Genomic DNA, 14,978 nt, shown 5'->3' with positions numbered 1-14,978 from the left:
GATAGGTTAACTTTTGTGGCACTTATGACAACAAATGGTAAGAAGCATATATTGATGATCGACGACGACGAAGATGACTTTTTCCTTGTAAATTCTTTACTACAGGACATTTCGCCCGATCAATACGTTTTACAGTGGGTTTCTTCCTACAAAGAAGGGTTGTTGGCCATTGAAGCCCGCGCGCACGATCTTTACCTGGTAGATTATCGTCTTGGCGCTTATACAGGTATTGATGTGTTGCATCATTTCCGCAACCTGGGATATAAAGCCCCCGTTATTTTATTTACCGGGAAGGGCGACTACCACATAGATAAGGAAGCGATGCTGGCCGGTGCGTCCGATTATCTCGTGAAAAGCGAGATCAATGCCGCCTTGCTGGAGAGGGCCATCCGTTATACCCTCGATAAATTCAGTCACCTCCTGGCCGTTGAAAAAAGCGAGAAACGCTATTTCAGCATCTTCGAAAAATCCAATGATCTGATCCTCCTGGCAGATTGTGAACACAAAATTGTGGCCGCCAACCCGGCTGCACTCAATGTATTGAAATATGAGGAAGCAGAACTGTACAGCAGCCACCTCCAGGGCCTGTTTGCAGAGGAAGCAGTGATCAATTCTTTTCTCGATCAGCTTTGCAGCGAGGAAGGGGTCGTGCAGAAGGAGTATGTATTCCGCAGCAAATCGGGGCAGCAGCTCGATGTAATGATCAATGCCTCGCTGCTGGATGAAAAAAAGCAGTTATACCTGTGTATCATCCAGGATATTACGGCCCGCAAACGGAAGGAAAGGGAAAAGCAGCAACAGGAAAAATTTGCCATCACCGGGCGCATTGCCCGCCTGATAGCGCATGAGGTCCGTAATCCGCTGACAAATATCCTGTTGGCGGTGTCCCAGCTTAAAACGGAGCCCGTGGCCGAAACAGAAGATACCACCTTATACCTGGATATCATGGAGCGCAACTGCCATCGTATCAATCACCTGGTAACTGAACTGCTCCAGTCCACCCGGATGTCTGAGCTGAATATGCTGCCACTGGGGCTGAATGTGCTGGTGGAAAAAGCGCTGCAGCTTGCGGCCGACAGGATGCAGCTGAGCACCATCACCGTGATAGAAGAAATGTGCGAACCGGATTGTATGATCCTGGCAGATGAAGATAAGATCCTCATTGCCTTCCTGAATATTATTATCAATGGTATTGAAGCTATGAAAGCCGGTGAGGGAAAGCTTACTGTCAGAACATGGCAGGAAGCAGAAAAAGTATTTGTTCGTATAACCGATAACGGTAGTGGTATTTCTGCGCAGAACCTGGCGAAACTGTTTGAACCCTTTTTTACCAATAAAACAAAAGGAACCGGGCTTGGGTTAACAGCTACCCAGAATATTATCCTTCAGCATAAGGGCACCATTGCGGTAGATAGTACATTGGGAGAAGGAACTACTTTCCTGATAGGTTTCCCTATAGCAGGATCGAACGGCGTTGAGTAAATGCCTGTTGCCGGTAAATACCGTAAAGTATTTACCGGCGGCTGATATTATTTATCCTCTTCTTCTGCTTTGATACCTGTTTGTGTAAACACGATCTTCCGTTGTTTGTACAGGTTGCCAATGGTCATTTTGAATGTTTTCTTACTCATCCCAAAAAATTCCTGTATCTCTTCCGGCGTTGATTTATCATGATATGGCAGGTAGCCATTGTTTTCCTGCAGCAGCCGCAGGATTTTTTCTGACTCGTCTTCTACTTTATTAAATCCGGGTTTACCCAGGATTACATCTATTTTATCGCCTTTGATCTGGCGGATGAAGCCCGGTATTTTATCCCCGATTTCAACGGTGCGGAATATTTCGTTGTGATGCAGGATACCGGTATGCAGGTTGTTGATGATTACCACGTAACCGATATCGGTACGGCGGTAGATCACCAGGTTTACCTGGTCCTTTTCCTGAACGGTGAGGTTTTCATTGCTGAGGTAACGGTCGATTTTTTCTGTAGCAGCAAGGCGGCCGGTGAGTTCATCGATGTATATTTTCACGAGGTATTCCTGTCCGGGCGCCATGCGGGTAAGCTGTTGCGACGAGGCCACAAACAGGTCTTTCATCAGTCCCCAGTCCAGGAAAGCGCCCTGTTTGGTAACACTCACGGCTTTCAGCATCACAATATCCCCTGCAATCCCGTACGGGCGCTGGGTAGTGGCAATCAGGCGGTTTTCAGAATCGTGGTAAAGAAATACTTCCAGTTCATCACCTATACGGGTACCGTCGGGTACAAACCTTGTTGGCAGCAGGATTTCCTGATCCACGCCTTCGAGGTACACACCAAAATCAGCTTCTTTTTTCACCCTTAACAGGTTGTATTCACCCACCTTTATCATAAAAAACGATTAATTGTCAGGCTGCAAGTTACTTATAGATTGCCGGATTGCGAGAATCATATTCTGCTTACTTTTGTAAACATCAGATATCAGGCAGTACTTGTAATTCCCGGATATCCGGTCTAAAACCAACCAAACCATCTTATGACGATTTTATCATTCACCCTGATCCTCCTCGGCGGGGCCTTTTTGGCTGGCCTGCTGGGATCGTTGACCGGTTTAGGCGGCGGCGTTGTGATCATTCCCCTGCTAACCCTGGTATTTCACGTCGATATCCGGTATGCCATAGGCGCCGCTTTGGTAGCCTCTATTGCCACTTCTTCCGGCTCGGCCTCAGCGTATGTTAAGGAGGGCATCACCAATATCCGGCTGGGCATGTTCCTGGAAATTGCCACCACCACCGGGGCCGTAGTGGGCGCGCTGATAGCCGTGTATATGCCCACCAATGTAGTAGCCATTATTTTCGGACTGGTCCTCATTTTTTCGTCCGTGATGTCTTTCCGGAAAAAAATGGAGTTCCCCGCAGATCAGGGCGACAGTAAAGCGGCGGAGCAGCTGCGGCTTAACGGAAGCTATCCGTCTGCCGGCGGTGTGGTCAACTATAAGGTGCATCACGTACCCGGTGGCTATTTTATGATGACCTTCGCGGGCGTTATGTCAGGCTTGCTCGGCATCGGTTCCGGCGCACTGAAAGTGATGGCAATGGATAATATCATGCGTATTCCTTTCAAAGTGTCTACTACCACCAGCAACTTTATGATCGGCGTTACTGCCGCGGCAAGCGCCGTGGTATACCTGCAACGGGGATATATTTCCCCGGGATTATGCATGCCGGTAGTATTGGGCGTGTTGGCAGGCGCTTTTGCCGGCTCCCGTTTGCTGACACGCGCCAATGTGAAATGGCTGCGTATAGTCTTTAGCGTAGTAATAGGCTTCCTGGCATTACAAATGATCTACAACGGCATAACCGGAAAATTATAAACCATGAAACAGGCACTCTCAAAGTATTTCCGGGATAAAGATATCCAGCAGCTTATAGGCAAACAACTACGTATAGGCGTTATTGTTTCCAGTATTATCGTATTTGTTGGCGGTGTGATTTACCTCGTTCGTCATGGTCATGAACAGCCTTCCTATGGCGACTTCACCGGTGTCAGGGAAGGACTGACCAACCTGCCTGGGATCTGGCAGGGCGTGATGGAAAACAAGGGCATGAACATTATCCAGCTGGGGATTGTGTTATTAATTGCCACCCCCATTATTCGTATAGCCTTTTCAGTGATCGCTTTTTTAATAGAGAAAGATTACCTCTATGTGGGAATTACGCTACTGGTACTGGGTATTATTTTGTTCAGTATGCTGGGTGGATTAGCGGGGTAATGCAGACCAGATTTTTAGTTCGGTATCCAGTATTTTCTCTTTATTTTTGGCTTTCTATAGGATTTCCGGAAAATTCAGTAAAATTGAAAGGCTTCTTCCATCGCTATTCCTTAAATAATTAAAAAAGGTGAGCGGCATTCAATAGCATTGATTAATGCCGCTCACTTATTTTTTCTGGTATGTTAGTACTCCGTTTTACTTATATGGCAGTGCCTGCATAAACACCCTGCACCTTTTCGCCTGTAAAGCCCTGTGGTAAAGGGTTCCATGATCAAGTCCACGTCCCCTCCACGTCACCTCCGGGGAATCTCCATGTATTAAGCATGTGCTAAGTATCTGCTAAGTATAAATAAAGCATTTCCCAGGCAATATCAGAGCGTCACCGCTATTACCGTGTCAATACTGTCCGGAGCCGTTGCCGGCACATTGATCACCAGCTCTTCCCCGTTGCGGGTAGTGGTGAGTTGTTTGCCGTTTGCCAGCAGGCGGGCGCTGTTCACTGTCCCTTTCACACCGGGAACATGCAGTTTACCATCGGCAGGCCAGTTGAAAACGTGGAGGTACAGCGTGGTGTTGGTGCCTTTTATTTTTTGGGTGCAGCGTCCCCACTCCAGGGCTGGCAGCGGACTTCCCTGCGTGCCATATATGGAGGCGCCGTTTACTTTCATCCATTGGCCGATTCCTTTCAGGGCGGTAAGGCTGCCTTCCGGGAACTGTCCCAGCGCATCAGGACCTACGTTCAGGAGATAGTTGCCGTTTTTAGAGGCAATGTCTGCCAGGTTGCGTATAAGTGTTTCCGTGCTTTTCCATTTATGGTCGTAGTCTTTATAGCCCCAGGTGCCGTTCATGGTCATGCAGGTTTCCCAGTCCCGGCCATCCAGCTCCGACTGATTCGGGATCTTTTGTTCCGGCGTTTTATAATCGCCGGGGAAGTTGGGTCTTTTTAATCGGTCGTTGGTAATGATATTGGGTTGCAGCTTCAGCACATCCTGTAATTTTTGTGCGTATTCATCCGTCATATTGGTAGGGGTATCCCACCACAGCACAGCTACTTCGCCGTAGTTGGTGAGGAGTTCCTTTACCTGTGGCACGGCTACTTTATCGATGTAGTCCGACATCGTAGCGGAGGTTTGCAGCGGGTCCCAGTGGCCGGTATTAGCCTGGGTGTAGGCGTCTATTTTAGCGGAATCGGGGTTGGGCCAGCCTTCGGTGGCCACTTTGCGGGCGGCGGCGCCGCCGGGATTGTTCCAATCCTGCGCCTGTGAATAGTAGAAGCCCAGTTTGATGCCGTATTTCTTACAGGCTGCTGCCAGCGGGATCAGTACATCTTTACCGTAGGGGGTGGCATCCACAATATTCCATTTGCTGGCGGCAGATTTGAACATAGCGAAACCATCGTGGTGCTTGGCGGTGATCACGATGTACTTCATACCTGCATCCCGGGCGGTTTTTACCCAGGCGTCGGCGTCATATTTAACGGGATTGAATTGTTTGGCGAATTGCTGGTATTCCAGTACGGGTATTTTGCCGCGGTTCATGATCCATTCGCCGCCGCGGCCTACCTGGTGTCCTTTGTAGTTGCCCGCCAGGAGGGCATAGTCGCCCCAGTGAATAAACATACCAAAGCGGGCATCGCGCCACCATTGCATGCGCTGGTCGCGGGTGTTCTGTGCGTGAAGAGCTGCTGCAGATAACAGCACCATCAGGAATAGCGTGAGTTTTTTCATAAACATATGTGGAAGTTATTACGGTTATGCAAACGATTGCAAAACAGGTGTAAAAATAAGCGCTTAACGCGCTGATCTTGTTGAATTCACATAAATGTCTGTAAAAAAACTGGTCCGGAATGGGCTGATTTTACCGGAAGCTGGTATTTTTTTAGTTGGATATTTTATTCCCGCGGGAGGAATAAAATATCCAACTACAGGAATATTATTGCGCCATTTCCATTTCGCGGAGTTCCAGTACTTGGGTGGTCCAGGTACGCAGCTCATCGCAGAGGGCAGGGTTGTTCAGGAGCGACTGTCCATAGGAAGGGATCATTTTTTTCAGTTTGATCTGCCATGCCTCTGTTTGCACGTCTTCATTAAAGCAGCGTTTCAGCAGGTTCAGCATGATGGATACTGCGGTGGAAGCACCCGGAGAAGCACCCAGCAGGGCTGCAATGGAACCATCGGCAGCACTTACTACTTCAGTACCAAATTCCAGGATACCACCATGTTCAGGATCTTTTTTAATCACCTGTACACGTTGTCCGGCAATTTCCAGTTCCCAGTCTTCCATTTTGGCTTCGGGGAAATATTCCCTCAGCGCTTCCAGCCTGTCTTCCGGCTTTTGCCTTACCTGTGCAATCAGGTATTTGGTCAGCGGAATATTATCCAAACCGGCAGACACCATTGGAACGATGTTGTTGGCTTTGATGGATAAAGGCAGGTCCATGAAGGAACCATTTTTCAGGAACTTGGTGGAGAACCCGGCATAAGGGCCAAACAGCAAAGCTCTTTGTCCGTCGATCATGCGGGTGTCGAGATGCGGCACCGACATAGGAGGCGCGCCCACAGAGGCTTTGCCATATACTTTTGCACGGTGCTGTTCAATTATTTCAGGATTATTGCAACGCAGCCATTGTCCGCTTACCGGGAAACCGCCGAAACCCTTTCCTTCCGGAATGTCCGACTTTTCCAGTAACGGCAGGGAGCCGCCGCCGGCGCCAATGAATACGAATTTTGTGTTGATGGATTGTTTTTCGCGGGTACCACGGTTTTTCACCTTGATGGTCCAGCTGCCGTCGTCTTCTTTTTTAAAGTCACGCACATCATGGTTGAAGTGCATGCTCACACCTTCCATTTTTTCGAGGTGGTTAAACAAGGCACGGGTTAAAGCGCCGAAGTTCACGTCTGTACCCATTTCCATGTGGGTAGCCGCTACTTTCTGGGAGGCATCGCGGCCTTTCATAACCAGGGGCATCCAGTTTTTCAGCTTCTCGGGATCTTCCGAATACTCCATCGTTTTAAACAGATGGCACTGCTGAAGCGCATTGTAGCGCTTTCTGAGATAATCCACATTCTCTTCTCCCCAAACAAAACTCATATGGGGAACAGCTTGTATAAAGTTGTGAGGATTGGAAATGATGTTATTTTCTACCAGGTAGGACCAAAACTGACGGGACACTTCAAATTGCTCTGCAATGTTCACCGCTTTTTTAATGTCTACTGATCCATCCTGTTTCTGTGGCGTGTAGTTCAACTCGCAAAATGCGGAGTGTCCTGTGCCGGCATTGTTCCATGCATCGGAACTTTCTGCAGCTGCCACGTCCAGTCGTTCAAAAATTGCAATGGTTAACTCAGGTTCCAGCTCTTTCAGGAGCATTCCAAGTGTTGCGCTCATGATCCCGGCGCCGATTAAAACCACATCCGGACCTGTTCCAGCTGTACTCTTGCTTCTAAACATAACCCCATTTTTATTCGAGGTGCAAAGTTACAATCAAAACACTTATGCAGGGAGAATAAATTGCTCGTTTACTACACTTTAACAATATTATTACAATTCTTTCTGAACGGATTGAAAGTTTTGAATTTGTCAGGGTGTATATATAATTTTATATTTTGGTTAAGCATTTGGCAATGAAATAATTGACTGCCCGGAAAGTTTATTTTTATTTTATGATGAACAGACGCCTGTTTTTAAAAGGAGTATCCGCAGCAGTAGTAATTTCTGCCTGTGGTAAAATCGTAAACGCCGTAACGCCACGGCATTTCGACAGTAAAACCATTTTCCGCTTTGCGGTTGGGTCCGACTGGCACTATGGAGAACCTAAAACCAATTACGACCAATACTTCCTGGACCTGCAAACGGCCTTTAACCAATACCAGCACCAGTATCCCTGCGAATTTTTTACGCTCAACGGAGATATCATCCACAATGATCCCGCCCTGTTGCTGCCCGCCGCCGCCAAACTGAAACAATTGCATCCCAAACTGCTGGTTACCCACGGAAATCACGACATGGTGCCGGCTGCCGCCTGGGAACAGGCATGGGGAATGCCGCTCAATCACGACATTGTAATGGGCAACCACGTAATCCTCCTCGGCAACACCGCCGATGAAAAAGGAAAGTATATCTGCCCCGATGTTGACTGGTTCGCACAAAAACTGGAACAATACAAAACGGCGCAAAACATATTCATCTTCATACATATTACCCCGGTAAAATGGACGGATAACGGGCTGGATTGCCAGGAATTCCAAACACTGATCCGGAAGTATCCTAATATCAGGGCCATCTTTAACGGACATGACCATGACCAGGACAGCGTTAAAATGCTCGACAACTGCCCCATCCCCTTCCTGTTCGACGGACACGTAGGCGGCAGCTGGGGAGTTGGCTATCACGGCTTCCGGGTGGTGGAATTAAAAGAAGATGGCAGCCTGCTCTCTTTTATTATGAACCCACTGAAAAGACAGAACGAACGGGTTTTTCCGAAAGTTTAGCTATTTTGCTGGTCCAATCGGGATGCAAAAAGAAAATCTATGCTGGAGGAACTTGAAAAAGACTACGGATTTACCTATCCAACGCTCTATAAACAATTATATAAGGATGGTATGCTGAACTGGGGGGAGTTTGGGGAAGACTGGCTGGATAAAGTATACCCTGCTATCAAAACCGCACCGCCTTTACTGTTATATGCCAACGATCTTGAAATAATGGACCTGACCACGGTGGACGAAGAAATGGATGAAGGACTGCTCTTCGCAGATCCCGTACACCAGTTTGTTCCCTTTGCCATGAGCGGCGCCGGCGACTGGTTCGCTTTTTACTACAACCTGCAAAACGGCGACGATGTGCCCATTGTACAGGTGTTTCATGATTCCAATGAAGCCTGTATCCTGGCTAAAAACCTGCAGGACTTTATCTTCTTACAAATGCTGGAAGCAGTAACAGACCTGGATCCCAGGAACCCTTCGCTGATTGCACATGGTAATATGAAAGAAAACTGCAGCAACTTCCTGCGCACACATGCGCCTTACCTGACACCACACCAGGCGGGGATCATAGAAGCGGTATATAATTTCGGAAGACTGACCAACGTGGCCCTGCACGAAATTGTAGAGAAAGAAATGAACTTTGAATGGCTGGATAGCAGCTTCCCTTACCAGACAAGAGGATAATAAACCGGCTAAAAATGTAAGCTCACATTTTTAGCCGGCGCCATTTATTTTAGTCTTTATAAAAATCTATCAGCGAGCCGAAATACTGCTCATTCCAGCCGGCAATAATATCTTCATAGGCTTCATCCGGAATATTAACATGCTTCAGCTCCACATCTGTTCCCTTTGGAGATGGATGCAGTTTGATGGTGACGATCGATGGATTTTCTTCTTCTTCCTCTTCATCATCCATAAAATACCATTGCTGCACAATTTTTTTGTCCTGCTCAAATTCCAGGTTCTTACCCACAATACTTCCTTCCCATAAAGCAAATTCAGAACCCGGCTCTGTCGACATTTCAGCTACTTCGCCTGTCCACAGCTGAATGGTGGCGGGATTGGTGAGTGCCGCATATACTTCTTCAGGCGGGGCAGCAAGTATAAAATGTTTTTTGTAATCTTTCATGGTTTCAAAGCTACTGAATTGATGAATTATTATTTACTTTTCTGTAAAAATTGAGCATATGCAACTAACCAAACTGATCCCGAATATCTTTTATTCGGATATGAATGTGGGTTTGCAGCTATTTGTGGATACGCTGGGCTTTTCGGAGGCTTACCGTGATGACAGCGGGGAACAGCCGTTTTGCATCATCAAGCGGGATAACCTGGTGATCCACCTCATTGAAAGTCATGAATGGGCTATCAAAGACAGACCCGAAATAAGGCTGGAAACCGATGATATAGAAGCGGCATATGCGTTGGTGAAAGGGAGTCACCCTGAATTACTGCATCCCAATTTACCGGAAATAAAGCTTCAGCCCTGGGGTGCGCTGGAATTTGCCCTGAGAGATACAGAAGACGTGTGCGTGATCCTTCAGCAGCCTTCGTGATTGTTCATTTCCGGGCATTTATCGTCCATTTCCGGACAAAAAACGAACGGCGCTTCCCCTGTAATCTTTTGTGGATAAGGCCATGCAACTATGGCGGTTTTCTTGTGTCTTTAGGGGCGTCTATCAAATCCGCCTTGCCATGATCAGGAATTATTTGAAAATTGCTTTCAGGAACCTGTTGAAGAACAGGGCCACCTCCTTTATCAACATCTTTGGTTTATCTGCCGGTATGGCGGTAACCATGCTTATAGGCTTATGGATCTGGAATGAGTTGTCGTACGATAAGTACCATGCCAACTACGACCGTATTGCAAACGTATGGCAACGGATGTCGAAAGGCGACGAGGCGGGCGCTTTTAATTCCCTGCCCATTCCCCTGGCAGCGGCTTTGCGTAGCACCTATCCCGACGACTTTAAGCAGGTAGTCATGATCGCAGATGGCACACATACCCTTGCTGCAGGAGAGAAAAAAGTTACCCGCAACGGTGCTTTTGCAGAACCCGGAACGCCTGAAATGCTTTCTTTGAAGATGCTGAAAGGCACCCGCAACGGCCTGAAAGAACAGGCATCGATACTACTGTCTGCCCGCCTGGCCACCGCTTTGTTTGGCGACAAAGATCCAATGGACCAGCTGGTGAAGATGGATAACAACCGTAACCTCGTACTGAAAGTAACCGGTGTATATGAAGACCTGCCCGAAAATACTTCCTTTAGCAACACCGATTATATTGCGCCGTGGTCGTTGTTTATAAGCAACTGGACCTGGATAGGCGATATGAAAGACAACTGGAACTTCAACATCACGAAATTATTTGTACAGCTGGCAGACAATGCGGATATGGATAAAGTATCTGTAAAAATAAACCAGGTATTAGCACCGCACGTAACCCTCGACCCCGGCGTGAAAGGAGAAATATTCCTGCACCCGATGCGGAAGTGGCATTTGTATTCCTCTTTTGAAAATGGCGTGAACACCGGCGGACAAATACGTTATGTGAAACTGTTTGGAATGATAGGACTGTTTGTATTAATGCTGGCCTGTATCAACTTTATGAACCTGAGCACCGCCCGGTCGGAAAAGCGCGCAAAAGAAGTAGGCATCCGTAAGGCCATTGGTTCCATGCGCCGGCAGCTGATCTGGCAGTTCTTAAGTGAATCGGTGCTGGTAGCATTCTTTTCTTTCGTATTATCTATATTGATTGTATTAATAGTGCTGCCCTGGTTTAACCAGGTAGCCAACAAACATATTGGCATCTTATGGAGCAGCCCAGTGTTCTGGCTGATTGGCCTCGGGTTTAGTTTGTTCACCGGTTTACTGGCAGGCAGCTACCCGGCGCTTTATCTATCTTCCTTTCAGCCGCTGAAAGTATTGAAAGGCACTTTCCGCGCCGGCCGTTTCGCCGCCGTACCGCGCAAAGCGCTGATCATAGTACAGTTCACCGTATCCATTATTTTAATCATCGGCACCATTGTTATTTACCGGCAGATCCAGTTTGCGAAAAACCGCCCGGTAGGATATACCCGCAGCGGCCTGCTTTCCATACAAATGACCACTCCGGAAATATACCGCAACTATAAAGTGATCAAGAATGAACTGTTGGGCTCTGGCCTGGTTACCGCCGTATCGGAGTCGCAGGGGCCGCTCACAGACATATGGGCCAGCGCGGGCAATTATAAATGGAGAGGGCAGCGATCTGACCAGGAAACAGGTTTTGTTGTGATTGGCGGCAGAATGGATTATGGTAAAGCGGTTGACTGGCAGTTTATTGCAGGCCGTGATTTCTCAGAGCAGTATGCTTCTGATTCAATGGGACTTATTTTGAATGAAGCGGCTGCGAAGTACATGGGATTTGATAACCCGGTGGGTGAAATTATCCGCAAGGATAGCCTGGACTATCACGTGCTTGGCGTGGTGCATAATATGATCATGGCCTCGCCTTATGAAGAAGTAAGACCCGCTATTTATTACCTGCTGAAAGAACCCGGTAATTTTGTGAACATCCGGATTAACCCGGAAGTGAGCACCGGTAAAGCGATGGCCGCTATCCAGAGCGTGTTGCAGAAATATAATCCTGCCGCGCCGTTTGAATATAAATTTGCCGACGAAGAATATGCAAAGAAATTCAGTGAAGAAGAACGCATCGGGCAGCTCTCTACCTTCTTTGCGGTGCTGGCTATCATGATCAGCTGTTTAGGTTTATTCGGCCTCGCTTCTTACCTCGCGGAGCAACGTACCAAAGAGATAGGCATCCGCAAAGTAATGGGCGCTTCCGTATACCAGTTGTGGAAAATGTTGTCTAAAGATTTTGTGATCCTGGTCATCATTTCCTGTTGCCTTGCGATTCCCGTGGCCTGGTATTGCTTAAATAAATGGTTGTTACAATACGAATACCACACCACCATTGTATGGCAGATATTTGCCTTTACCATGATGGGCGCCTTGCTGATAGCGCTGCTCACCGTAAGCTACCAGGCTGCAAAAGCAGCGTTGGCAAACCCGGTGAAGAGCCTGCGTGCAGAATAATTTTTCTTTTCCCTGTGCGGTAAAAAAGGTATTTTTAATGAATATCCTCAACCCGCTTTGAATAATGAAAAACATCCGGCAGTTTGCTGCATACCTGTTATTCTTACTGTGCATAGCTGCCGGCAGCCATGCACAGGCGCCTGCTGCATGGATACGTATCAACCAGCTCGGATATCTTCCCGGTGGAGTTAAAGTTGCAGTATGGGGCGGCAAAGGAATTGCACAACCCCGCACGTTTCAACTGGTGTCGGCAGCTACCGGTAAAGTGGTTTTTACAGGAAGTACAGGTACGCCTTTCGGCGCCTACGGCCCGTTTGATCAAACCTGCCGGCTGGACTTTTCCGCTTATTCATCTCCCGGAAAATATTACCTGAAAACAGACAGCATCACTTCTCCTGATTTTCGTATAGGCGATAACGTATATGCAGGCACACCCGGTTTTTTGTTGCGTTACATGCGGCAGCAGCGAAGCGGGTTTAATCCAACACTTAAAGATTCCTGTCACACGCACGACGGCTACACCATGTACGGCCCTATGCCCGACAGTACGCATATCAATGTAGTGGGCGGCTGGCATGATGCCACCGATTACCTCCAGTATGTAACTACTTCTGCCAATGCAGCCTTTCACCTGCTGGCAGCTTACCGCGATTTCCCGGGTGTTTTTGAAGATAAATATTCGGCCAGTGGCCTTCCCGGCAGCAATCATATCAGCGATGTGCTGGATGAAGCAAAATGGGGCCTCGACTGGCTGTTGAAAATGCATCCGTCGGATAACGTGATGTTTAACCAGGTAGCCGACGACCGCGATCATCACGGGCTTCGCTTACCCGGTGAAGATAATTTTTATGGCAAAGGCTTTGAACGGCCCGTATATTTTTGCACCGGGGAACCGCAGGGACTCGGTAAATACAAAAACAAAAGCACCGGTGTAGCATCTACGGCAGGAAAGTTTTCCAGCGCTTTCGCACTTGGATATGATTTACTGAAAACAACAGCGCCGGCATATGCGCAGCTATTGAAAACGCGGGCACTATCCGCCTGGCAGATGGGACAAAAACAACCCGGTGTATGTCAAACGGCATCTGTATTATCACCTTACATTTATGCAGAAGACAACTGGACCGATGACATGGAACTGGCTGCTGCACAACTGTACCACATCACCAAAGAAACGCAATACCGCCAGGCCGCCGCAGGTTATGCCGCGCAGGAAAAAGTAACGCCGTGGCTGGGCGCCGATACCGCCAACCATTACCAGTGGTATCCGTTCATCAACCTCGGGCATTATGCGTTGGCGCAGCAAAGCACCGGCGCAGAAAGGGAACGGCTTACCGGTTATTATGAAACCGGTATCCAACAGGTGTGGAATAAAGCGAAGCATAACGCATTTTATCGCGGTATACCATTTATCTGGTGCAGCAATAACCTGACCGCCGCTTTTGCCATCCAGTGTTACTGGTACCGGCAACTCAGTCATAAAAATACTTTTGCAGCACTGGAGCAGGCAAACATCGATTGGCTCTTTGGCTGTAATCCCTGGGGCACCAGCATGGTTTACGGGCTGCCGGCAGAGGGCGATACACCCACCGATCCGCATGCCGCCTTTTCCGCTATTGGTCACTACCCGGTAGATGGCGGACTGGTAGATGGGCCTGTATATACCAACATCTACAAAAATCTCATCGGTATCCGCTTGTCAAACCCGGATGAATACGCCGCGTTTCAAAGTGACCTTGCGGTGTATCACGACGATATGGGCGATTACAGCACCAATGAGCCTACAATGGATGGTACAGCCTCCCTGGTATACCTGCTGGCCGCCAAAGCGCAGGAAGGGGCCGGAAAGCGGCAATACGATCATGGAGGATTAATCCGGGGAGATAGCAGTAAAAAACAACTGACACTTGTTTTTACAGGAGATGAATATGCGGACGGCGCACAAGTAATCCGCCATACATTGCAACAACAGCACGTAAAAGCGGCATTCTTTTTTACCGGTAAGTTTTATCAGCAACCCGCTCACCAGGCGCTCATCCTGCAGCTGAAAGCAGACGGGCATTACTTAGGCGCGCACGGTGATCAGCACCTGTTGTATTGCGACTGGCAAAACAGGGATAGTTTGCTGGTTACAAAAAAACAGTTCCTCGACGATCTGCAGGCCAACTATACAAAAATGGCGGCAGCAGGGATTTCAAAAGAAGCTGCTCCCTGGTTTTTGCCAGCGTATGAATGGTATAACGACAGCATCGTGGCATGGACTACCACAGCGGGGTTACAGCTGATTAACTTTACACCCGGCACCCGTTCCAATGCTGATTATACTTATCCGGCGCTGGGAAAACAATACCGTACCTCCGCAGCAATTTATCAGTCCATTCTGCAATATGAAGCCTCCCGCCCCGCCGGTTTGAACGGCTTCCTGTTGCTGACGCATATAGGCACTGATCCCCGCAGAACGGATAAATTTTATCGCCGGCTGGGTACATTGATCACCACGCTGAAGCAGCGCGGATATCATTTCAATACATTGGAACAGGTGCTGCAATAACAATCGTGGTCCTTTTGGTGACCTGCCAATTTTTAGCGAACTTAAACGGATGAATGTGAATAAAAACAAAGACAACCAAAATTAAGACGGGTAGTTAGTATACTACCCATGACTGTA

The 14,978-nt window shown here is 48.0% G+C and carries 12 protein-coding genes; 8 read left to right on the top strand and 4 right to left on the bottom strand.

What is annotated here, in order from left to right; translation table 11 throughout:
- The first annotated feature begins 24 nt into the window (after positions 1 to 24).
- Positions 25 to 1,482: a hybrid sensor histidine kinase/response regulator gene (locus tag B5Z18_RS11790; RefSeq protein WP_159454276.1), complete on the top strand. Its 1,458-nt coding sequence runs from the start codon at positions 25 to 27 to the stop codon at positions 1,480 to 1,482.
- A 47-nt stretch (positions 1,483 to 1,529) separates the two neighbouring features.
- On the opposite strand, the gene B5Z18_RS11785 is transcribed toward B5Z18_RS11790, so the two are convergent.
- The gene (locus tag B5Z18_RS11785; RefSeq protein ID WP_079469536.1) at positions 1,530 to 2,366 is read right to left on the bottom strand and encodes a CvfB family protein; all 837 of its coding nucleotides are present in this window, start codon (positions 2,364 to 2,366) and stop codon (positions 1,530 to 1,532) included.
- A 144-nt stretch (positions 2,367 to 2,510) separates the two neighbouring features.
- Between B5Z18_RS11785 and B5Z18_RS11780 the strand changes: the two genes are divergently transcribed.
- Positions 2,511 to 3,347, top strand: a complete 837-nt coding sequence (locus B5Z18_RS11780; RefSeq protein ID WP_079469535.1) for a sulfite exporter TauE/SafE family protein — start codon at positions 2,511 to 2,513, stop codon at positions 3,345 to 3,347.
- A 3-nt stretch (positions 3,348 to 3,350) separates the two neighbouring features.
- Positions 3,351 to 3,746 (top strand): DUF1634 domain-containing protein, encoded by a 396-nt coding sequence (locus tag B5Z18_RS11775; protein WP_079469534.1) that lies wholly within the window; start codon positions 3,351 to 3,353, stop codon positions 3,744 to 3,746.
- Between the two features lie 371 nt (positions 3,747 to 4,117).
- Here B5Z18_RS11775 and B5Z18_RS11770 read toward each other — a convergent pair whose 3' ends face one another.
- Together B5Z18_RS11770 and B5Z18_RS11765 are read right to left on the bottom strand one after the other, a co-directional pair.
- The gene (locus tag B5Z18_RS11770) at positions 4,118 to 5,479 is read right to left on the bottom strand and encodes an alpha-L-fucosidase (RefSeq protein ID WP_235015910.1); all 1,362 of its coding nucleotides are present in this window, start codon (positions 5,477 to 5,479) and stop codon (positions 4,118 to 4,120) included.
- 199 nt (positions 5,480 to 5,678) lie between these two features.
- Positions 5,679 to 7,196, bottom strand: coding sequence for a malate:quinone oxidoreductase (locus B5Z18_RS11765; RefSeq protein ID WP_079469533.1), 1,518 nt, complete (start codon positions 7,194 to 7,196; stop codon positions 5,679 to 5,681).
- 212 nt (positions 7,197 to 7,408) lie between these two features.
- On the opposite strand from B5Z18_RS11765, the gene B5Z18_RS11760 reads away from it, so the two are divergent.
- Both B5Z18_RS11760 and B5Z18_RS11755 read left to right on the top strand, forming a co-directional pair.
- Positions 7,409 to 8,236 carry a metallophosphoesterase family protein gene (locus B5Z18_RS11760; RefSeq protein ID WP_079469532.1) on the top strand — a complete coding sequence of 276 codons (828 nt, stop codon included), beginning with the start codon at positions 7,409 to 7,411 and terminating at the stop codon, positions 8,234 to 8,236.
- Positions 8,237 to 8,275: 39 nt separating this feature from the next.
- Positions 8,276 to 8,914: an SMI1/KNR4 family protein gene (locus tag B5Z18_RS11755; RefSeq protein WP_079469531.1), complete on the top strand. Its 639-nt coding sequence runs from the start codon at positions 8,276 to 8,278 to the stop codon at positions 8,912 to 8,914.
- Between the two features lie 49 nt (positions 8,915 to 8,963).
- Here the strand turns inward: B5Z18_RS11755 and B5Z18_RS11750 are convergent, their stop codons facing one another.
- The gene (locus B5Z18_RS11750) at positions 8,964 to 9,359 is read right to left on the bottom strand and encodes an SRPBCC domain-containing protein (protein ID WP_079469530.1); all 396 of its coding nucleotides are present in this window, start codon (positions 9,357 to 9,359) and stop codon (positions 8,964 to 8,966) included.
- Between the two features lie 58 nt (positions 9,360 to 9,417).
- Here B5Z18_RS11750 and B5Z18_RS11745 point away from each other — a divergent pair, with 58 nt between their 5' ends.
- From B5Z18_RS11745 to B5Z18_RS11735, 3 genes are all read left to right on the top strand, one after another.
- The gene (locus B5Z18_RS11745) at positions 9,418 to 9,786 is read left to right on the top strand and encodes a VOC family protein (RefSeq protein WP_079469529.1); all 369 of its coding nucleotides are present in this window, start codon (positions 9,418 to 9,420) and stop codon (positions 9,784 to 9,786) included.
- A gap of 139 nt (positions 9,787 to 9,925) precedes the next feature.
- On the top strand, positions 9,926 to 12,310 hold the full coding sequence (locus tag B5Z18_RS11740; protein WP_079469528.1) for an ABC transporter permease: 2,385 nt from the start codon (positions 9,926 to 9,928) through the stop codon (positions 12,308 to 12,310).
- A gap of 64 nt (positions 12,311 to 12,374) precedes the next feature.
- Positions 12,375 to 14,861, top strand: coding sequence for a bifunctional glycoside hydrolase family 9 protein/polysaccharide deacetylase (locus B5Z18_RS11735; RefSeq protein ID WP_079469527.1), 2,487 nt, complete (start codon positions 12,375 to 12,377; stop codon positions 14,859 to 14,861).
- Positions 14,862 to 14,978: the final 117 nt, after the last annotated feature.

The organism is Chitinophaga ginsengisegetis (genome assembly GCF_900168065.1).
Classification (GTDB): domain Bacteria; phylum Bacteroidota; class Bacteroidia; order Chitinophagales; family Chitinophagaceae; genus Chitinophaga; species Chitinophaga ginsengisegetis.
The sequence above is the reverse complement of the archived record's forward strand: the minus strand, read 5'-3'. Positions and strand labels throughout refer to the sequence as shown.